This is a genomic window from Candidatus Moraniibacteriota bacterium (genome assembly GCA_016699425.1).
In the GTDB taxonomy this organism is placed as follows: Bacteria; Patescibacteriota; Minisyncoccia; order Moranbacterales; family UBA1568; genus SSEF01.
In genome coordinates this window covers 605,557-623,740 of sequence record CP064975.1, presented here as the reverse complement: position 1 = coordinate 623,740, position 18,184 = coordinate 605,557, and the positions used below count along the sequence as shown (strand labels likewise).

Below are 18,184 nucleotides of genomic sequence, written 5' to 3'. Positions count from 1 at the left end.
TGACTGAGAACGGAAACATATGCTGGCACGGACACTGATTCATGACGCGGCGGGGAATGGCGGTGAGACGGTCCGACTCTCGGGTTGGATAATGGAGCGCCGAGACCATGGCAAGCTTATCTTCTTTGTCCTGCGTGATCGGAGCGGCGCGGTGCAGCTCGTCGTGACACCAGAGAAGTCGACGGTTATCGAGGCTGCCAGAGAGGTTCGCGCGGAGTATGCGGTGACTGTTGAGGGGCTGGTCAAGGAGCGTCCGCTGAAAAAGGGGAGCGATGGAGAAGGAGTTTCGGTTCGGCCGGAAGATCGGATCGAAATCGAAGTCACTGCGCTTACGATTGTTGGGCAGCCAGTCGAGGACTTGCCGATTGACGTCTCACAGCCCGAGATGCATCTTCAGCTCGAGACATTGTTGAATCATCGGACAGCGACCCTGCGCAATCCGAAAGTGCAGGCGATATTTCAGGTGTATGATGTGCTCCTCGAATCCTACGAGGGTTATATGCGGAGCGAGGGATTTATGGAGATCAAGACACCGAAGATCCTTTCGGCCGCGACCGAAGGTGGGGCGAACTTTTTCAAGATCAAGTACTTTGATCGGGATGCGTACCTGGCCCAGAGTCCGCAGTTCTACAAACAGGCGGGGATGAGCGCATTCGAGCGTGTCTTCGAGATCGGCAGCGTGTTCCGCGCGGAGCCCAGCTATACCACCCGCCACGTGACGGAGTTTACAGGACTTGATGCCGAGATGGGGTTCATCGACAGCATGGAAGACGTGATGGCGATGCTAGAAAAGACCATACACCACATGTTCCGTCATATCGGCGCGACGTGTGCCGGTGCACTTGCCCAGTATGGAGCGACGGTCCCCGAGCCAGTGGCTATTCCGCGTATGCGTCTTGCCGAGGCGTTTGAAATTCTGAAGAAAGAATATGGCAAGGAATTGGAGGCAGAGGATATCGACAGTGAAGGGGAACGGCTGATCGGCGAATACGTCAAGCAGAAGTACAATTCTGATCTGGTATTCCTGACGCATTACCCGACGGCGGCTCGCGCTTTTTATAGCCTGCCGAGTCCTGGGGACCCGAAGCAGAGTGAAACCTTCGACCTCGTTTTCCGCGGTGTGGAGATCGCGTCAGGTGCCGAACGGATTCATGACTATGCCCAACTGAGAGAAACACTTGAACAACGAGGACTCGATCCGGAAGCCTTCAAGGATTATCTCGACATCTTCAAGTACGGGACACCCCCGCACGGTGGTTGGGGGCTCGGCAGCGAACGTATCGTCCAGAAGCTCCTCGGCCTCGGCTCTATCAAGGAAGCCATCCTCTATCCGCGCGACGTCAAGCGCCTCACACCGTAAAGAATTTCCTCGAGTCAATGGCTAATTCCTGATCACCTGGTCGGAATCCTTGCGGGACTGTTCACGCTTCTCGACCGTCCGTTCGGAATCAAGTATTCTGGGCTTGACAGTCTCAGTCCCTTTTTGCTACTTTCAATTTCCAAATCTATGAATCATAAACCCCTCTTCCTCGCTACCGCCCTTATCGCCCTGCTCGTCATTGCTGGCGCCTTTTGGATGATGCAAAAGCGGCAGGCAGTCATTCATCCACCTGTGACCACTGAGCCCGTCGTCGAGCCAGTGACACAGACTGAACCAGCGAACCCGATCGATACTTCCGACTGGAAAACCTATCGAAATGATACACTAAAGCTCAGCGTTAAATATCCGACAGCATTCAAGGTAGATAGCGAGTCAACAGATATCGGTTGTGTGGTTATGTTCATGGAGTTTGATGGAGACGCAAAGGATTTAACTGGTCAGAAGATCCCAGGCTATTTCCTGGTTATTTCAATTAATCGATGGGAAGACATAAATAATCCGGAATTGAAAGGGGGTAGTTGGGAAGAAGAGAAAAAGTATGAGAATTTTGAGGATTTTCTTGCAGATAGCGAACACACATACATTAATGTAACTGGTGAGACAACAATAGATGGAACAAAGGCATACATCCTCTCAATGCCTGGCGAAATGGGTTATGAAGCGATAATGTTCGAATACAATGGCGGATATTACCGAATAAGTTTCCCGTGGGTACAAAAACAATTGGATGAGAATATAAAAAAGCAATTTCTCTCCTCGATCAGGCTTGTTAGATAGTGTCTTACAATAATCTACACATCAGATGATGCGTAGATTCTGTAGGATAGTATTTTTTATCTCTACACCAGCAGTCCCTTTACAATCAGTCTCTCAGAAAGGAGAGCAACATGAAAGCAGTAACGATGTTCATCCTGGTAGTGCTGTGTCTGTTTGCGCATGCGGTATATGCTATTGACCAGACGGAGACGGGATTCTTCTATCCAATTGGAAAAGCAACGTTTGAGAGCGGGGGAGGTACATGGTTAGGAAGGGATGACGCACATGAAAGCGCATCGGAAGCCCCGCACTATTTCGATGGCTTCTACCATAATGGCGTGGATATGATGACGCGCAGGCTGGACGCCAATGTCTATGCCATTGCAGATGGTACGATCTACAAGCGTCATTGTGATGATGCTGCATGGGGCCCCGGAAATTGTGCCTTGTTCATCCGACACAAAATGTATGATGGGAAGGTATTTACTGCGTTGTACGGGCATCTCTCGAAAGAAAGTCTGCCGGCAGGAAACGATGTTTATGCTGGAAGACCCATAGGGAAAACCGGAGACTGGTGTTGCGGCATCCACTTGCATTTCGGTATCTTCTTCGGAAGTACGCCTCCCGCTACCGTTAAGGGTGTAAAGGGTTGGGGGATGATGGCAAATACCGAATGGAGGACTCCGTGCGAAGGGGATAACACCTGTACGAATTCATTCGAGGATCCCATCCGCTTCATTCAAACCCACTCTGCCTACAACCAATCTACCGAAGTCCAAGCGCGCTGTCAGGGCACAGTCTGTTGGACACCGACCACCAGTTCTTGTGAAGGCGCAGATACTCGTTACCGTCTGGGCACCAATATGTTTGCTCAACCGGCTGGTATGGACGCCTGTGTCGAAGCCCAGAATCAACTCTTTTCGATTGCGGACAGTCAGGATCCGCAAGAGCAAGTACCAGAAGATCCACTGTGGCAGAGGTTCTGGCGTGCCATTCGTAACTTCTTCGGGGAAACAGTCAGCGCAGCTGATATTCGTGCTTTCGGGACCATCAACACCATCAATGTCTACACAGGCAACGTGGTCGCGGGCAATGCTTCCAAAGCAGTGTACGGTACCGGTCAGGGCTATCCCATCCAAGCTATCGCCCCGCCCGCTCCCGAGCCACCCGACGTTACCGTTACCTTTTCAGTTGATAGTAGGGCGCTTTTTTTCAAAAAGTTTTACTGCTTCTACGCCTAGTTTTACTAATGTCTCAGGCCAGCGAGCCTGTTTTTTGATACTCAAAGAGAGTGAAGGGTAACCGTTCAAATATTTAAATTTAGCTTCACAATCTGTAAAAGGCTTGGTTCTCCTCCGTATCATCCACGCATTCAACCAACACTGAGCCGAAGCAAAACTCTGAAAACCCTTGATCGTCTTCAGCCTCCCATTGAGATGGGAATTGTAGAGTTCAATGAGATTGGTGTTGTTGGGACAGCCTGGCAGCAGCAAGTAATTGAAGAGTTCCTCCTGCCGGTACGCTATCTCACTTACGATGTTTTTGAGCAGACGTTTCTCTCTCTTGATGCTCGCGGCAAAGATCGAATGGCGTTCGTCACATCCTCTCGTTCTCCAAACACGCTCTCCTTGAGAGCGTAAAAGAAGGGCCGGTATCGCTCTTCACTCCGCACCCGTAAAGCCACCCGGATATTCTCCAGGTAGTGGTTGTGGCAGAGCTGCAGCCGAGCCGACGGAAAAACCTTCAGGAGAGCCTTTTTCAGGCCAGAGCGGTCATCGGCGACCACGATCTGAAGATCATAGCCAAGTTGCTTCACTTGATGGAAGAAACGTGAGAAGGACACCTCATCTTCCGCTGTATACAAAGCCCCGAAGGGAATATCGTGGGTCAAGTAATCAATGCCGTAGAGAAAAGGAATCTTTCTCGCAAAGCCTTTGACCGCCACATACTTCCCATCCATGACAAGGATGCCCGAGAAGCGTCTCGGGTCACAGAGGGTTTGCGTCAGAGCGTCATTGGAAGGAAGTTGTGCTAATTCTCTTGTAACTCTCACGAAGGCTTGTTTTCCCGAGAGACCATATTCATCTCCTAATTTACGAAACGGTACCCCATCAATATGCTCGATCCACAGCAGTCTCGGATCATGCCCGAAGTAACGAGAAAAAGAATGTTCACAAGCACGACACAGGTAGTGATGGCTGTAGCCTTGGGAGCCATTCTTCACCGTCTCACGACTGCTGCAGCGGGGACAGTGACGTGACCATTTTTTTGACATGCTGAATGAAATTTAAGGCTTAAAGTCAACTTTACAGCCGGTTTGAGGCTCTAGTCTAACAAGAACAACACTTTCCATCAACTGAAAAGGTAACGGTATCCCACCCGACTTCGTTACCACCAAGACCTGGCTCGAAACCCCCTGGGGTACCAGAGTCAACACGTTCGGCCTGGATGAATCCTTCGATACCAAAGCCCAAACCAAGAATATCGGTGACGGCCCCTGCAATCCAGACGATACCACGCAGACCATTACCGGCCACTTCTACCTCTCCAAGGGCTACAAGAAGGATTCTTCTAGTGGTGACGGTGCGCGGCGCAGGATCGATAGCACGACGACCCAGTGCGACAGCTTGAAGCCAGGCGATACGCATACCGAGACCAAGAATACGGTCATCCGGGAGTGGATCACGGAACCCGGCATTTACAATATTGTCGCCTGTATCGATCATCCCCAGGACGATCACAACAACGGCGGCGAGCACGACGAAAAGCACGAGTCCAACAACTGCAGTACCGAAGCAGTGATTGAAGTCGTCGAAGGGACAGTCAACGTCCCCGATGTCGACCTCACCCCGAGCGGCTTCACCCTCCTCCAAGCCCCTACCTACGCTGGCGACTTCGTCCGTCTCGGCGCCACCATCACCAATCAAGGCACGGTCAATGCCACAGCTGACATCCGCAGTGCCTACACGGTTTCCTGCAATGGGGGATCGAACATACTGCTCACTGACGATGGCACCATGGCCAGCAGCCTCACGGCTGGTGCGAGTGCTTGGGAAGAGACTCTTACCCCGGTTCAATTGCCGAATGTGGTCGGAACCTGCACCCTCTCTTTTTTCACCGACTACCAGGGAACACAACCGGAAACAGATGAGACCAACAACTCAGCCAGCCTGACGGTGACGTTGGCGCCCAAACCACCACCCCAACCCGACTTCATCGTGAGAGCGGTTGGTCCAGCGGGTGGGTCAGCGTCGATCAAGGCGGGGAGCAAGTTCTATCCAGCGATGTACGTGAAAAACGTCGGCACCGCTCCCTCACCAGCAGCAATCCGGAGCTCGTACTGGTTCATGGGTCCGGGCACGGGCGGTACCTGGACGTACATTACCGATGATGGGACCGAGGCTTCCAAACTCTGCGTCGGTTGTGAAGAACGCGAGCAGTACGATGGCGGCATGAAGATCTGGTGCCCGTGGCACGTACTACTTCAAGGGCTGCGCTGATTATCAAAGTGCGGTCACAGAGTCAAATGAAGCCAACAATTGCACGGTGAGTAGTCCCATCACGGTCTATTGAGGGAGTCTGGACTTGATTTCAAAACAAACGAGGTCTTGAGTGCCTGGGGTCCGAATGGATCCTGGGCGCTTTTTCTTTTTTCCTCTGCAATATCCCTAGGGTATACTGGGGACATGAATTATCGATCAATTATCATTGTTGCGCTCCTTACGCTTGTGATTGTCATCACGGCAAGTATGGTGTATTCTCGCGGCGTAAAGAAAGAAACATCTCCTGCAGTAGAGCAGGTTGGAAGCACGAGTTTAGTGGAGGTTTCAACACCAACTCGTGCATCCCTTGTTGAAACTTGGGATGATATTAATAGGAAAGTAGAATTGTCCGAAGACTTTTCCAAAGATGAAGAGGCTGTCTACTGGTTAGATTCTTACGTGATAGCTGATGCTGACGTGAATTCATTCCAAATCTACAATAATGAGTACGCACACGATAATAGAGCTGTTTATGTTAACGGCTATGTAAAGGACGGGAGTACGAGGAAGTTGTATCAGATTCAGGGGGTAGATGTTGCAACATTCCGAATATTGGGAAATGGGTATGCAGCTGATAAAAACAATGCTTACTTTAGCGGCGAAGAGATTGACGGGGCTGATCCTGAGACTTTTTGGGTAACTGATTTACCTTTTGTTTTCTATGCTAAAGACAAGAACTTTGCTTTCTACAAAGCAGAAAGACTAACCGATATTGACGCGAGTAGCTTTCGGATTCTCCAGGGGAGCAGTCCTGTGATGACCTATCTTGTCGATGACAAGAAGGTGCTGCTGCAGGCTTGGTTTTCTGATTCAGATGCACATGAAATGAGGCAGGTGTTAGACGCAGATCCGACCACTTTCGAAGTCATAAGAGGCGCGTGGGCAAGGGATAGGACGAACACTTACTATGGGACGCACCTGATTGAGGGTTCTGACCCAGCTACGCTTGAGATCTTAGGAGCCAACGACGACGGTCCACATTCAAACATGTATGCGAAAGATAAGAACAGTGTATACCACACTCACAAGCGAATAGAGGGGGCTGATCCAGAAACCTTCCATATAGTCGAGGATGTCCAATTACTCTTCAGTAGTTTTGGAGAAGACAAGAATAGAGCCTACAAAGATGGTCAGGTTTTCCCGAAACAGGACCTTGCTTTCCTTAAGCGCGGGAAGCTGCCAACAAGCGCTAAGAGCCTGGGGGAAAATTACTACCTTTATCAAGAAGCAATTTACTACCAATCTCCTCCTGGTGGTCATGAACCTCCATATCTTGTTCGTGTGCGTGCGAACTCTTTCTCCGAGTCTCCAGCATACGCGGATGCTCCTACATTTCGAGTGTTGAACAATGGGTATGCTCGCGATAAAGAAAATGTCTATTTACGCGAATACCTTCTTACGCGGGACCCTGCTCAAAGTTTTACTCCGCTCGAATATCCCTACTCGAAAGACAGTAGTAAGGTTTACTACGAAAATGAGGTGATAGACGGGGCTGATCCAGTGTCATTTACGGTAATTCAAAAATCTCGTTACAGCAAAGATAAAAATTCGGTCTACTACTTTGATCATCCAGCAAGAAAGATCGGGGCTGATGTCTCTACATTCCAGTTGATACCAGAGGGTAGTGGAGTATATGGAAAGGATAAGGAATCCATCTATCATAATGGGGAAAAAATAGGTGGTGCAGACCATGATTCTTTCAGAGTTTTGGGACGTGGGCTGAGTTCTGATGAAGGCTATGGTGATTTCATCTACTATAGCTATGCGAGAGATAAAGATAATGTATTTTGTGAAGGGAGCATTCTTTCTGGCGCTGATGTAGAGACCTTTGTATTGAAAGGGAAAAATGGCATGCCGCAGGACAAGTTTCACCGGTACAACTGGTGTGATTCTCTCGAGTAAACGTGGTATCTGATAGCTTTTTCCTACGAAATAGCGCCTAGGGTATACTGAAAGGGCTATGACCGAAACATCCAAGGAGACAAAACGGAAAGTGCTGATGATCGCGCCGACTCCGTTCTTTTCGGATCGGGGGACGCATATTCGCATTTTGGAGGAAGCGTTGGCTTTGATCCGACGTGGTTTTGCCGTCACGATCGCGACCTACCATATCGGTCAGGATTTGCCCGAGCCATTGGCGGCCCAGGTGGAAGTCCGCCGGATCCGTCGACTCCTTTTTTGGTACCAGAAACTCGAAGCCGGGCCGGACTGGCAGAAGCTCGTCCTCGACTTGATGCTGATCCGGAAAGTGTTCTTCCTCGCGCGGACCACACGGCCAGACATCTTGCATGGGCACCTCCACGAGGGTGTCCTCATCGGTTGGATCGTGCAGAAGGTTCTGTTCTGGCGAGGTATGAAACTCGTGGGCGACTTCCATGGCAGTCTGACGAAGGAAATGGTCTCGCATGCGTATCTCCGCGCGGGGTTGCTCCGCCGCCTCTTTGAGTGGGTGGAGCGAGTCGTCGATGATCTCGGCGACCAGGCCGTGACCAGTTCGTGGCGGAATACGCGTGAGATCGCGGCACTCCGGAAGAAGAGCACCCCGATCACGGTACCGGATGGTGTCGGGACGGATGATGAGGCATCGATCGAGTTTCCCCGCGCGGCACTCCGGCATAAATATGGGATCTCAGAGGACGCATTGGTCGTGACGTATACCGGTGCCCTGGTCGCCAACAAAGGCATCCGGCATTTCGTGAACGCGATCCCAGCGATCCTCGCAGGTGATCCGCGGGCGCATGTCGTGGTCGCGGGATTTCCCTGGAATGAAGTCGCGCCGTATTTCGAAGGCAAGCATTGGATGGATCGGGTGACGCCAATCACACCGCTCCCATATTTCTCACTGCGTGAAATTCTCGCCATGAGTGATGTCGGCATCGACCCAAAGGAAGAGGGGGTGGGTCAGGCAAGCGGGAAAATGCTCCAATATATGGGGGCCGGGTTGCCGGTTGCATGCTTTGATACTGAGAACAACCGTGAGTATCTGGCGGACGGCGGTGAGTACGCGCGGGACCTCTCGGGCTCAGGACTGGCCGCTGCGGTGCTCCGACTCCTCCGTGATCCCGAATTGCGCCGGCGCAAGGGCGTGGCGAATCAGGCGCGGGCTAAAGAGAAATTCTCTTGGGACCGGGCGGGAGAAATTTTGGAAGGGGTGTATCGGAAAACTCTCTCGATATGAAACTGTTGTTCATCAAAATTGGGAAGGCCTGGGGAGCCCTACGAAGAGAAGGGCTGGTTCATGGCGGACGGCGCATCCTCCGTGCATTCCTCGCACAGTTTCGTCGGGTCGAGCCCGGAGACATCTTGTTCATCGCCAGCGGAGTGGGGGACAGTGCGCGTTATCGGACCACGCACGTTGCCGAGGAGCTCACCTTGCATGGCTTCAAGACAGCAGTGACGATTCCAGATAACCCCTTTCTCCCAACGTATACGGACAAATTCCAGGTATTTGTCTTCCATCGCGTACTCGAAGTTCCAGCGATTCAAAAATTCATTACCGGACTCAAAGAGGGGAACAAGACGATCATTTTCGAGACTGATGATTTGGTTTTTGATCCGAAATATCTTTTCCACATGAAGTACTTTCAGGATCTCAATCTTTTGGAGAAAGAACTCTACAAGAACGGGGTCGGGGGCGGTCTCTTCAATGACCCGTATGTTGCGGTCGCGACAACGACGACCAGTTTCCTCGCTGAAAAACTCCGAGAAAAGAAGCACGTCATCATCGTCCCGAACCGACTCTCGCAGCACGACGTTGCAGTCGCTGAAAAACTCGTCCACACCGGGCGTCCGGGTGATGGTCTGATCCGACTCGCATACTTCAGCGGGTCCCCGACACATTCTGAGGACTTTGCCACGATCGTACCGGTGCTCACCTCGCTCCTAAGTACACATCCCCAGACGCGGCTGATGATTGTTGGTATGTTAGAGCTGGGCGAGGAATTTGAATCGGTGAAAAGTCAGATTGAACGGCTCCCGTTTGCGTCTCGGAGTCAGCATTTTGCCAATATCGCCCGAGCCGATATCAATCTCGCACCTCTGGTGATAGGTGATCCGTACCCAGAGTCCAAATCCGAGCTGAAGTTTTTTGAAGCGGGGATCGTCGGGGTGCCGACCGTGGCAGCGGCGACACAGACATTTCGTGAGGCGATCACGGACGGCACCGATGGCTTCGTCGCGGCGACGACCGAGGAATGGACGGAGAAGCTGAACCGCCTCATCACCGACTCTGAACTGCGCGTCCGGCTGGGCCAGGCGGCCCGGGAGACGGCGTTGGAAAAGTATACGAATGCGAATGCAAGGAATGAAACGTACTACGCATACTTGCGTTCTGTATTGAAGGAAAAGCGATAGAGGACTTATGGTGAAACGTATTTTCCCCGAAAGCAAGTTGGCGCACCGCTATCTCGACGGGCTCACTGGCCTCGAGATCGGCGCTTCGGCACACAACCCTTTTGGGCTCGATACGAAGAATGTCGACATCGCCGACGAATTCAACCGGAGCACCTACAAGAAGCGCGAGCTCCAGATCTCGGGCGAAGTGGCACCGATTGATATCGTCGCGCCGGGTGATAGGATTCCGGTGCCGGATGCATCGGCTGATTTCATCATCTCGTCGCATGTGCTCGAGCATTTCGCTGATCCGATTGCTGCGCTCCTCGAGTGGTACCGCATCGTCCGGCCGGACGGCTACATCTATATGATCGTGCCGCATATGGAGCGGACGTTCGATCGGGGCCGGGAGCGGACGACGTTGGCGAGCCTCCAGGCGCGGCATACTGGGACTTCGGTCGCGACGCCCGATCCCGAGACCGGGCACTGCAACTACTGGGTAACCGAGGATATCGTCGAACTCGTCCGAAGTATCGGCCAGGGCTGGGAGCTGGTTGATTTTCAGGACACGGATGATAAGATAGGGAACGGCTTTGCGGTCGTCCTCCGGAAGGGGATCCTCTCGGATGATGAGCGGCGCCACATCGATGCGAAATGGGCCGCGTATCTCGAAAAGCGGCAGGCGCTTGAGCAGTCGTTCTTCCGCCCCGGTTCGACGGTCGGGCGAGCGTTGGAGCTTGCCGGAAACGCGTACCGCGAACTCCTCCGCGGCGGGCCGCTCGGGCTCGTGAAACGCATTCGTGAATTCATCCGTAAATAATTTCTTTAACCGTATGACAGTTGAAAAGACAGCGAAGAAAACGACGAAGAAAGCGCAGTTTGAAGGGATAAAGATTCTCATCACCGGCGGGGCAGGCTTCATCGGGAGCGCGACGGCGAAGGCCCTCATGGAGCGCGGCGACACAGTAGTCCTCATCGACAATTTCAATGATTACTATGATCCGCAGATCAAGGAGGACCGCATCAAGAAATTTTTGAAGAATTACAAGGGACAGCCTGTCCGAAACATTGCGAGCGACAAGCGAGCCGTGGGCGGGTTCAAGCTCTATCGCGGCGATATCCGCGACCGCGCATTTCTGGAGAAACTTTACAAGAAAGAACGGCCCGACAAAGTTGTCCACCTCGCGGCGATGGCGGGGGTGCGGAACAGTCTGCGCGACCCCGCGCTCTACGCCGATGTGAACGTGATGGGGACCACCTATCTCCTCGACCTGGCGGTGAAGTACGGGGTGAAGAATTTCCTCTACGCCTCGTCATCATCTGTCTACGGCAATAACAAGAAACTCCCGTTTGCTGAGACTGACTCGGTCGATACGCCCATCTCACCCTATGCTGCGACGAAGAAAGCGACCGAACTCATGGCCCATGTCTACAGCCATATCCACGGCATGCCGACGACGGGTTTGCGCTTCTTCACGGTCTATGGTCCCTGGGGCCGGCCAGACATGGCCCTCTTCACCTTTACCCAGGACATCATCGCGGGACGGCCGATCAAGGTCTATAACTATGGGTTGATGACGCGGAACTTTACTTATATCGACGACATTGTGTCGGGCATCTTGACCTGCCTCGACGCCAACCTCGCCTGCGCGGTGATGAATATTGGTGGTGACAAAGAAGAAAAGCTCACCCGTTTCATCGAAGTGATCGAGGAGAATGTGGGGAAGAAAGCAAAGAAAAAAATGATGCCCATCCAGCCCGGCGATGTACCAAGTACTGTCGCGGATATCCGCCGGCTCCGCAAGCTCGGTTGGAAGCCGACGACCCGCATCGAAGTCGGTATCAAGAATTTTGTCGAGTGGTACAAGGAGTATTTCAAAGTGTAGTTTGGTTATTAAGAGACTTCTGTATGCCCATGGAAAAATTCCCAAATATCTCCTTTGTGGGAAGAGTATCGGCGGAGTCGGTTGAGAAAAAGGCCCTGGAATATGAGCAGCAGGTGACCGAGGATCACCGGCTCAATCTGACGCCGGAGATAGAAGCAAAACTCAATCAGTACGAAGTTCCGAAATCACCCAAAAATGTACAGCTATTTGAGCATGCCGATACCTGGGCTCAAGAGCGGCAGAAAATCTGCGGAGTGCAGACTTATGACTTTCCTCCGCGGAATATCTTTCTACTTACGGAGGAGGGTTATCGAGAAATGGTCCGGGGTCGAGGAAGTGGAGCGGCGTATGTCGAATCTCAGAGAGTAGTCGCAATCGATCGGGCGAATACGTTTAGGCTTACGGCCTTCGTCTTTCATGAGATCATGCATTGTAAGGGGAAGATCGTCATAGAGCTGTCTCAACACGAGGGAGACATCCACGAGAACGTGCTTCGATCAGGTCTTGTTGTGGGGTCAACGAATAAGAAGAATCGCGAGGGTGAAAAACATACGCATCTGATTGGCTTAGAAGAGGCCGTTGTCGCCCAGGAAGAGGTCTATTTCTCGTTCGATTTATTGAGACGTCCAGAATTCCGCGAACTGAAAGAGAGAATGGATTCTGAATCCGGCCAGCAGACGAAGCGAGAAATATTGACCCGTACCGGATTGGTTGAAGATGATTTGTCCTGGTTTGATTCCGAATCCGGAGAATACGAAATGGTCGGATATCCTGGGCAGAGGAAAGTACTACGCTACCTGTGTCGGGAGATTGCTGATGAACAGGGGAGTACGGATAATGAAGTTTATTTTGAATTTCTCAAAGGTCATTTTAGTGGGCGGCTCCCGACTATCGCGAAGCTCGTTGAAGGAACTTTTGGAGAGGGAGCCTTTCGAAGGTTGGGCGATATGGGCAAGGATGATAATTCAGCTGTACAAACGCTCGAAGCGCTCAAAAAGAAGCGATTGAGTTTCTTGAAAGCGAAAGAAAAAAAGTAAAGATTATAGTGTATACAAAAAAGTGAGACGGCCTTTGCGGGGTCGTCTCTTGTTTTGCGCAGTGCGCAGGGGGGCGTCAGGCTGGTAGAGGAAAGAACCGTAGCCGGTGTTCCCGGGCGCGGACGAGGAAGCCTGGATCCTGACTGCCTTGTACATCCTCGAGGAGGTGCCGATATACCCAGGAATTCTCATCGCCCCAGCCTATTGGAAGACAGGTGACGTCGAGGGGGTATCCATCGGTAGCGGCTGAGATTTCCGACAGATCGAGTGTCTCTAGTCTGACACCGATGAGCTTGAGCGCCATGTTGGTTCGACGAGCCCACGCATGTTGGGCCCATTCCTCTGATCGGCGGGACTGGTCGTACAGCGTATCCCTTGAAAACGGTCGAACAGAATAGTTTGGGACAAATCGGCAGTCCATGCGGTAACTGTCATAGGCATCCAGTTTGACCTCGAGGATGATCTCGACTCGGTTCGCGGGTCCGCCTGCGATGAGGAGATACACTTTCTTGAGCGGGCTGGGTCGTCGGTTTGCATGGACCGCAGCATCAGCGATGGCGGCTGCGATGTTTGATTCTTGTTCGAGCGTGGGCATATGCCCTCCAAAATATATTGTTAAGGGATAACGGCTTACCTAAGATTCTAGGTAAATGTCTTTTGGGACACCTCACTCTACCAGTTATCCAGGTTACCGTCAATGAAAACGGACGGCCTTGAGAGGTCGTCCGATGAATCTGCGCAGCGCGCAGGTGGATTCAGGCTTCGATGATCTCGCCGCAATTCTTATTGAAGCGGTACATGGTTACGGGCATACCGTCCCAAAAGAATGCCGCTGCGAATCGCTCGGCCTCGGTGAGCGCCTGAATGGCATCGAGAGCCATGACATAGTAGCCGTCGACTTTGGAGTATGCCCAGGCGGGGTCAGTTCGGAGCTCGTGCTCCACAGCAGCTTCGTCGATCGGGATATCGATGCCGACCCACTGCTTGCGGATGGCGAGTGGTGCCGGACCGGGCGGGACCGCGGTGATGCGAAGTTTCTTGGGCATGTTGGTCTCCCTCAGTCATTGATGGGCTGGCAGAACTGTCGGTTGAAGCGGAATACTCCTGCCGGTAAGCCATTCCAGTATGTTGCGGCAGCATCCGAACCGGCTTTTCTGAGGGCAGCGACGATCGCACTCACCATCACGAGGTAACCGGTCTGGTCAGTTGTGATGCATCGGCCACCCGATGTTTCATTGAGTGCTGATCGTATCGCATCTTCATCGATCTCGATTATGCAGCCGACGAGCGGTTGACGGAAAGCCGGTGTGGCTGGGCCGTTCGGAGTGGAGATAATCAGGATTTCCTTTGCCATGGTGTGCTCCTAGTGATGAGAGGGACGAGCCCTCGGTGGGCGTTTTGGTTGACTTCCCGGAATAATGTCGGGACTTTCGGTTTCCTCAGAACACTCGAGGCAATCGCGAGGAATTCGGGTTGCACGGCCAATGGGGAGAAAGGGGACGAGCCGAGCGGCCATCTCATCTCCTCGGCAAAGAACGAGGCCGGTCAGGAGATCGGTGTTGTCGAACCAGACGAACTCGGCATCCCGACCAATCGCCGGGTCATCGGACAGGGTAGCTAGCTCTGGACGGATGCAGGCGACACAGCCGACGAGTGCAGCAGCGAGGAGACCGTCCAGTTCGGGTGGAGCATACAGGATATGCGCTATTACCATGGGGTACCTCTGGGTTTGGGTTGTTAATGTAAGGGATGGGAACCCGTCGATACTAGCAATCCGCTGGCCGGCTTGTCAAAGCCCAGAGTGCTATCATGGAGGGGACTATGCTGAAACGCATCATCATCTGGATCATCATCCTCGGCGCGGGTATCGGGACGCTCTACGCGTTCGAGTCGACACGCGTGCCTTGCCAACAGGCGCTCGCCTACTCGGTGGGCCAGTTTGATCCGCGCTTCGGGATCTCGGAGGATGAATTCCGACAGGCCATTGCCAGTGCCGAACAGCCATGGGAGGAAGCGCTTGGTCGGGACCTCTTCCGCTATGAAGCCGGGGCGCTCTTTCCGGTGAATCTCATCTTTGACGAGCGGCAGGCGCGGACGATCGATGGCCAGGCGCTCGACCATGAATGGGCAGCAGTCCAATCCCAGCAGACGACGATCAAGGGGAAATATGATGCGTTTTCAGCCGAACTGGCCAAGGCCCGCCAGAAGTACGATGCATCAGCCGCCACTTTTGACACTCGGCTCGGGCGGTACAATGCGCGTGTCGATGCTTGGAATCGGAGCGCGCGGACGGACCAAGATGAGCTCGAGGGTATCCAAAGTGAAGAGAAGCGGCTGCGACAGGACCAAACGGCACTGGAAAAGGAGCGGGACAGAGTGAATGCGCTGGTGACGGAAGTGAACCGCTATGCCAAGGAGGGGGAGAAAGTGGTCGACCGCTATAATGAGCGGGTGAATGACTTCACTGCGACCTATGGCACCGAGGGCTCATTCGACCAGGGAGTGTATGAGGGTACCGGTATCGACATCTATCAATTCGACGACCGCGAACACCTCCGCATGGTGCTGATCCATGAGCTGGGGCACGCACTCGGCATCGCACATGTGGTGAATCCGGCTTCGATCATGTATCCGATCATGGGTGCGCAGGACGTGAAGCATCTCACGCTCACGACCGAGGACCGAGCGGCGCTCGACGGCGTGTGTTCGGTCACGGCCTGGGATCTTTTACTCCGTGATTCACGCGAGGCTTGGTCGCTTTTGACGACGTAGCGAGCATAATAAAAAAATGGGCCGCCCGTGAACTGAATCAGGGGCGGCGAGTGCTCAGTTGAGCAGAGATGTACATGTTACCGGGTGGCGTAGGCGCCGTCGACGAGCTGGGTCCAGACACCGAGTAATTTCCTTGATTTTCCCGTGGGAGGCATATCTGGTTGCAGTAGAACCTCTGCCAGAGCCCACGAGTATTCGAGAACCCCATCGATAATTTGGTCGTTTCGTTCAGTCAAGTTAGCCACACGTTCAGGGCACTTGTTTGCGGTCACGAGGATCGTGATGGGTGCTGCGTTGCGATCCAAATAGCTCCGCCGCTCCAAGATAGGCTCGATGAAGACTTCAACATCATCGGGATGGAGTTTGAATGACGCTGACCCTTCGACATTGAGGGCAGTTGCGACAATCACCGCGATCTGTCTTTCAAGATCTTCCCACCTCGGATGATCCATCGGGGCATGTGGCAACTGCTCATTGAACCGAATGACAACTTGCGGCATAGCGTTCTCCTTTCGAGGTGGATACCGTCGGACCAATTCCGGCAGTATCGTCTCGAGACGAGGGATTGCGATTATTGCACAAAATACTGTTTCTGTCGAGCCTCGCGGGTGATGCCGGAAATAGGGTAGTATTATAAGCATACGTACCCTGATTGTAGGAAATACCTGATATGAAAATCGCACTCGTCCATGACTATCTGGTGCAGTACGGTGGCGCCGAGCGTGTGCTCGAGGCGTTCACCGAGATCTGGCCGTATGCGCCGATCTATACGCTCCTTCATGACCCCGAGGCCATGCATGGTAAGTTCGCCGACAAGCGGATTTATACCTCCTTCCTCCAGCGTTCGCGGTTTGCGCGCAAACACCACCGACTTTTTCCCCCGCTCATGCCGGTCGCGATTGAGAGCTTTGATTTCTCTCAGTATGATGTCGTCTTGTCGGATTCATCGAGCTATGCCAAAGGCATCATCACGCGGCCCGAGACACTCCATATCTCCTATGTCCATACGCCGATGCGCTATGCCTGGGATGATTGCCAGAAATATACGCAGGATTTTGGCTTCCCGCGTTTCATCCGGCAACTCGTGCCGTTTTTCATGAATCCAATCCGACTGTGGGACAAGGCCTCGGCGGACCGGGTCGACTCCTTCATCGCGAATTCCGAATTTGTCCGCGCTCGTATCGCCAAGTACTATCGCAAGGAGTCGGTCGTCATCCATCCGCCCGTCGATGTCGCGCGCTTCCAAGTGGCACCGGAGAGCGAACAGCGGGAGTATTTCCTCATGGTGGGGCGGCTCATCGCCTACAAGCGGCACGATATCGCGATTGAGGCCTTCAATCGACTGAAGCTGCCGCTCAAGATCATCGGCCGTGGCCCAGAGTTTGAGCGACTGAAGCGACTCGCTGGTCCGACGATTGAGTTCCTCGGGCGCGTACCAGACAGTGAACTCCCGAAGTACTATGCCGAGTGCCGCGCATTCGTTTTCCCGCAGGAGGAGGACTTTGGTATCGTCGCGGAGGAAGCCTTTGCGTCTGGCCGGCCGGTGATCGCCTACCGTGGTGGTGACATCGTCGAGCATCTCGAAGCGGGCACGATGGGAGAGTTTTTTGATGTTCAGTCGGCTGATTCACTCGTGGCGGCGGTCGAGCGGTTTCAGGGGCAGCACTATGACGGGGCGTACATCCGCGCCAAGGCCGAACGGTTTGACAAGGCGCTCTTTCAGGCTACAATACGGGACTCGGTGGAGGCACTCGTCCAAGGGCATCTCGCCAGGCGGGGCGCTGGTCTTGGACCGGGGCCGACGATATACTCATGAGACATGACTATGGAACTGCGCGCCTTTCTCGAACTGTTCATCCGCCGGGGTAATCTCATTTTCGGGGTGGTCGTGGTTTCGCTCCTCGTCGGCTTTCTCACGTATCGGCTCCAAACCCAGTGGTACCAGGGCACCGTGCTCCTCTCCGTGACACGACAGGGGACCGAGGCGGCCACAGACTATCAGTATGACCAATACTACCGTCTCCAAGCCGATGAGCGGATGGCCAATACCGTAGCGCGTTACCTCGAGACAGCGATCGGTCGCCGTGATACCGCTCGTCGCGCGCTCTTGTCCGGGGCTCGGGAGGCCGAATTTATCAAAGGCCAAGTCACGGCCCTCGTGCTCGCTTCGAACTTGGTAGAGGTGACGTATCGGGCGAAGACGCCGACCGAAGCCGAACGGATCGCGGGGGCGTTGTCCGAGGCGGGGGAGCGGTACATCGCTGGTCTGAATGAACAGGCAGGGGATCGGAATTGGTTTACGCTCGTCGCGACCGAAGCTCTCTTGCGGGATGGACGTTTCACCTTGCCGATAGCGCTCGGTATTGGTGGGGCAGCAGGACTCGGCGTCGCGTTCTGGACGGTGCTTGGCTTGTGGTACTGGCGAGGGCAGCCGCGTGGTAGGTAACCGGTATTAGGGAGAAACGGGATACTGTGTGA

The 18,184-nt window shown here is 53.4% G+C and carries 20 protein-coding genes; 14 read left to right on the top strand and 6 right to left on the bottom strand.

Annotated features, from left to right (window positions below; all coding sequences use genetic code 11):
* The first annotated feature begins 19 nt into the window (after window positions 1-19).
* The 3 genes from aspS to IPJ68_03135 all read left to right on the top strand — a co-directional run bounded on the left by aspS (window position 20) and on the right by IPJ68_03135 (window position 3,378).
* Window positions 20-1,360 carry an aspartate--tRNA(Asn) ligase gene (aspS, locus tag IPJ68_03145; GenBank protein QQR78064.1) on the top strand — a complete coding sequence of 447 codons (1,341 nt, stop codon included), beginning with the start codon at window positions 20-22 and terminating at the stop codon, window positions 1,358-1,360.
* Between the two features lie 147 nt (window positions 1,361-1,507).
* Entirely contained in the window at window positions 1,508-2,158 is a 651-nt protein-coding gene (locus tag IPJ68_03140; GenBank protein QQR78063.1) for a hypothetical protein, read from the top strand.
* 110 nt (window positions 2,159-2,268) lie between these two features.
* Window positions 2,269-3,378, top strand: coding sequence for a M23 family metallopeptidase (locus IPJ68_03135; GenBank protein ID QQR78062.1), 1,110 nt, complete (start codon window positions 2,269-2,271; stop codon window positions 3,376-3,378).
* Between the two features lie 290 nt (window positions 3,379-3,668).
* Here IPJ68_03135 and IPJ68_03130 read toward each other — a convergent pair whose 3' ends face one another.
* Complete coding sequence (locus IPJ68_03130) at window positions 3,669-4,412, bottom strand: transposase (protein ID QQR78061.1); 744 nt, start codon at window positions 4,410-4,412, stop codon at window positions 3,669-3,671.
* A gap of 55 nt (window positions 4,413-4,467) precedes the next feature.
* Window positions 4,468-4,785, bottom strand: coding sequence for a hypothetical protein (locus tag IPJ68_03125; GenBank protein QQR78060.1), 318 nt, complete (start codon window positions 4,783-4,785; stop codon window positions 4,468-4,470).
* Between IPJ68_03125 and IPJ68_03120 the strand changes: the two genes are divergently transcribed.
* The 7 genes from IPJ68_03120 (at window position 4,765) to IPJ68_03090 (ending at window position 12,934) form a co-directional block, all read left to right on the top strand.
* Entirely contained in the window at window positions 4,765-5,637 is an 873-nt protein-coding gene (locus IPJ68_03120) for a hypothetical protein (GenBank protein QQR78059.1), read from the top strand. The genes IPJ68_03125 and IPJ68_03120 overlap by 21 nt on opposite strands.
* 249 nt (window positions 5,638-5,886) lie before the next feature.
* Window positions 5,887-7,581, top strand: a complete 1,695-nt coding sequence (locus IPJ68_03115) for a DKNYY domain-containing protein (protein ID QQR78058.1) — start codon at window positions 5,887-5,889, stop codon at window positions 7,579-7,581.
* Between the two features lie 58 nt (window positions 7,582-7,639).
* Window positions 7,640-8,857 (top strand): glycosyltransferase family 4 protein, encoded by a 1,218-nt coding sequence (locus IPJ68_03110; GenBank protein QQR78057.1) that lies wholly within the window; start codon window positions 7,640-7,642, stop codon window positions 8,855-8,857.
* Window positions 8,854-10,032, top strand: coding sequence for a glycosyltransferase family 4 protein (locus IPJ68_03105; protein QQR78056.1), 1,179 nt, complete (start codon window positions 8,854-8,856; stop codon window positions 10,030-10,032). Before IPJ68_03110 ends, IPJ68_03105 begins: the two co-directional genes overlap by 4 nt.
* Before the next feature lie 7 nt (window positions 10,033-10,039).
* The gene (locus tag IPJ68_03100) at window positions 10,040-10,831 is read left to right on the top strand and encodes a class I SAM-dependent methyltransferase (GenBank protein QQR78055.1); all 792 of its coding nucleotides are present in this window, start codon (window positions 10,040-10,042) and stop codon (window positions 10,829-10,831) included.
* A 13-nt stretch (window positions 10,832-10,844) separates the two neighbouring features.
* Window positions 10,845-11,897 (top strand): GDP-mannose 4,6-dehydratase, encoded by a 1,053-nt coding sequence (locus IPJ68_03095; protein ID QQR78054.1) that lies wholly within the window; start codon window positions 10,845-10,847, stop codon window positions 11,895-11,897.
* 23 nt (window positions 11,898-11,920) lie between these two features.
* The gene (locus tag IPJ68_03090; protein QQR78053.1) at window positions 11,921-12,934 is read left to right on the top strand and encodes a hypothetical protein; all 1,014 of its coding nucleotides are present in this window, start codon (window positions 11,921-11,923) and stop codon (window positions 12,932-12,934) included.
* Window positions 12,935-13,010: 76 nt separating this feature from the next.
* Here the strand turns inward: IPJ68_03090 and IPJ68_03085 are convergent, their stop codons facing one another.
* From IPJ68_03085 to IPJ68_03075, 3 genes are all read right to left on the bottom strand, one after another.
* Window positions 13,011-13,529 (bottom strand): hypothetical protein, encoded by a 519-nt coding sequence (locus tag IPJ68_03085; GenBank protein QQR78052.1) that lies wholly within the window; start codon window positions 13,527-13,529, stop codon window positions 13,011-13,013.
* A gap of 160 nt (window positions 13,530-13,689) precedes the next feature.
* The gene (locus IPJ68_03080; protein ID QQR78051.1) at window positions 13,690-13,980 is read right to left on the bottom strand and encodes a hypothetical protein; all 291 of its coding nucleotides are present in this window, start codon (window positions 13,978-13,980) and stop codon (window positions 13,690-13,692) included.
* Window positions 13,981-13,991: 11 nt separating this feature from the next.
* Complete coding sequence (locus IPJ68_03075) at window positions 13,992-14,288, bottom strand: hypothetical protein (protein QQR78050.1); 297 nt, start codon at window positions 14,286-14,288, stop codon at window positions 13,992-13,994.
* A 48-nt stretch (window positions 14,289-14,336) separates the two neighbouring features.
* On the opposite strand from IPJ68_03075, the gene IPJ68_03070 reads away from it, so the two are divergent.
* Entirely contained in the window at window positions 14,337-14,555 is a 219-nt protein-coding gene (locus IPJ68_03070; protein QQR78049.1) for a hypothetical protein, read from the top strand.
* A 200-nt stretch (window positions 14,556-14,755) separates the two neighbouring features.
* Window positions 14,756-15,706: a matrixin family metalloprotease gene (locus IPJ68_03065; GenBank protein QQR79229.1), complete on the top strand. Its 951-nt coding sequence runs from the start codon at window positions 14,756-14,758 to the stop codon at window positions 15,704-15,706.
* A 77-nt stretch (window positions 15,707-15,783) separates the two neighbouring features.
* Here IPJ68_03065 and IPJ68_03060 read toward each other — a convergent pair whose 3' ends face one another.
* Complete coding sequence (locus IPJ68_03060; GenBank protein QQR79228.1) at window positions 15,784-16,206, bottom strand: hypothetical protein; 423 nt, start codon at window positions 16,204-16,206, stop codon at window positions 15,784-15,786.
* Window positions 16,207-16,376: 170 nt separating this feature from the next.
* On the opposite strand from IPJ68_03060, the gene IPJ68_03055 reads away from it, so the two are divergent.
* Together IPJ68_03055 and IPJ68_03050 are read left to right on the top strand one after the other, a co-directional pair.
* Window positions 16,377-17,522 carry a glycosyltransferase gene (locus tag IPJ68_03055; protein QQR79227.1) on the top strand — a complete coding sequence of 382 codons (1,146 nt, stop codon included), beginning with the start codon at window positions 16,377-16,379 and terminating at the stop codon, window positions 17,520-17,522.
* 9 nt (window positions 17,523-17,531) lie between these two features.
* Window positions 17,532-18,152: a hypothetical protein gene (locus tag IPJ68_03050; GenBank protein ID QQR79226.1), complete on the top strand. Its 621-nt coding sequence runs from the start codon at window positions 17,532-17,534 to the stop codon at window positions 18,150-18,152.
* Window positions 18,153-18,184 lie beyond the last annotated feature (32 nt).

Bases quoted from the DNA above. Each gene is read 5' to 3' on its own strand.
- IPJ68_03060 (QQR79228.1), bottom strand. From the start codon at position 16,206: ATGCCGCAAGTTGTCATTCGGTTCAATGAGCAGTTGCCACATGCCCCG.
- IPJ68_03135 (QQR78062.1), top strand. From the start codon at position 2,269: ATGAAAGCAGTAACGATGTTCATCCTGGTAGTGCTGTGTCTGTTTGCG.
- IPJ68_03075 (QQR78050.1), bottom strand. From the start codon at position 14,288: ATGGCAAAGGAAATCCTGATTATCTCCACTCCGAACGGCCCAGCCACA.
- IPJ68_03090 (QQR78053.1), top strand. From the start codon at position 11,921: ATGCCCATGGAAAAATTCCCAAATATCTCCTTTGTGGGAAGAGTATCG.
- IPJ68_03115 (QQR78058.1), top strand. From the start codon at position 5,887: ATGGTGTATTCTCGCGGCGTAAAGAAAGAAACATCTCCTGCAGTAGAG.
- IPJ68_03065 (QQR79229.1), top strand. From the start codon at position 14,756: ATGCTGAAACGCATCATCATCTGGATCATCATCCTCGGCGCGGGTATC.
- IPJ68_03130 (QQR78061.1), bottom strand. From the start codon at position 4,412: ATGTCAAAAAAATGGTCACGTCACTGTCCCCGCTGCAGCAGTCGTGAG.
- IPJ68_03110 (QQR78057.1), top strand. From the start codon at position 7,640: ATGACCGAAACATCCAAGGAGACAAAACGGAAAGTGCTGATGATCGCG.
- aspS (QQR78064.1), top strand. From the start codon at position 20: ATGCTGGCACGGACACTGATTCATGACGCGGCGGGGAATGGCGGTGAG.
- IPJ68_03100 (QQR78055.1), top strand. From the start codon at position 10,040: ATGGTGAAACGTATTTTCCCCGAAAGCAAGTTGGCGCACCGCTATCTC.
- IPJ68_03125 (QQR78060.1), bottom strand. From the start codon at position 4,785: ATGCGTATCGCCTGGCTTCAAGCTGTCGCACTGGGTCGTCGTGCTATC.
- IPJ68_03080 (QQR78051.1), bottom strand. From the start codon at position 13,980: ATGCCCAAGAAACTTCGCATCACCGCGGTCCCGCCCGGTCCGGCACCA.
- IPJ68_03095 (QQR78054.1), top strand. From the start codon at position 10,845: ATGACAGTTGAAAAGACAGCGAAGAAAACGACGAAGAAAGCGCAGTTT.
- IPJ68_03055 (QQR79227.1), top strand. From the start codon at position 16,377: ATGAAAATCGCACTCGTCCATGACTATCTGGTGCAGTACGGTGGCGCC.
- IPJ68_03050 (QQR79226.1), top strand. From the start codon at position 17,532: ATGGAACTGCGCGCCTTTCTCGAACTGTTCATCCGCCGGGGTAATCTC.
- IPJ68_03140 (QQR78063.1), top strand. From the start codon at position 1,508: ATGAATCATAAACCCCTCTTCCTCGCTACCGCCCTTATCGCCCTGCTC.
- IPJ68_03085 (QQR78052.1), bottom strand. From the start codon at position 13,529: ATGCCCACGCTCGAACAAGAATCAAACATCGCAGCCGCCATCGCTGAT.
- IPJ68_03105 (QQR78056.1), top strand. From the start codon at position 8,854: ATGAAACTGTTGTTCATCAAAATTGGGAAGGCCTGGGGAGCCCTACGA.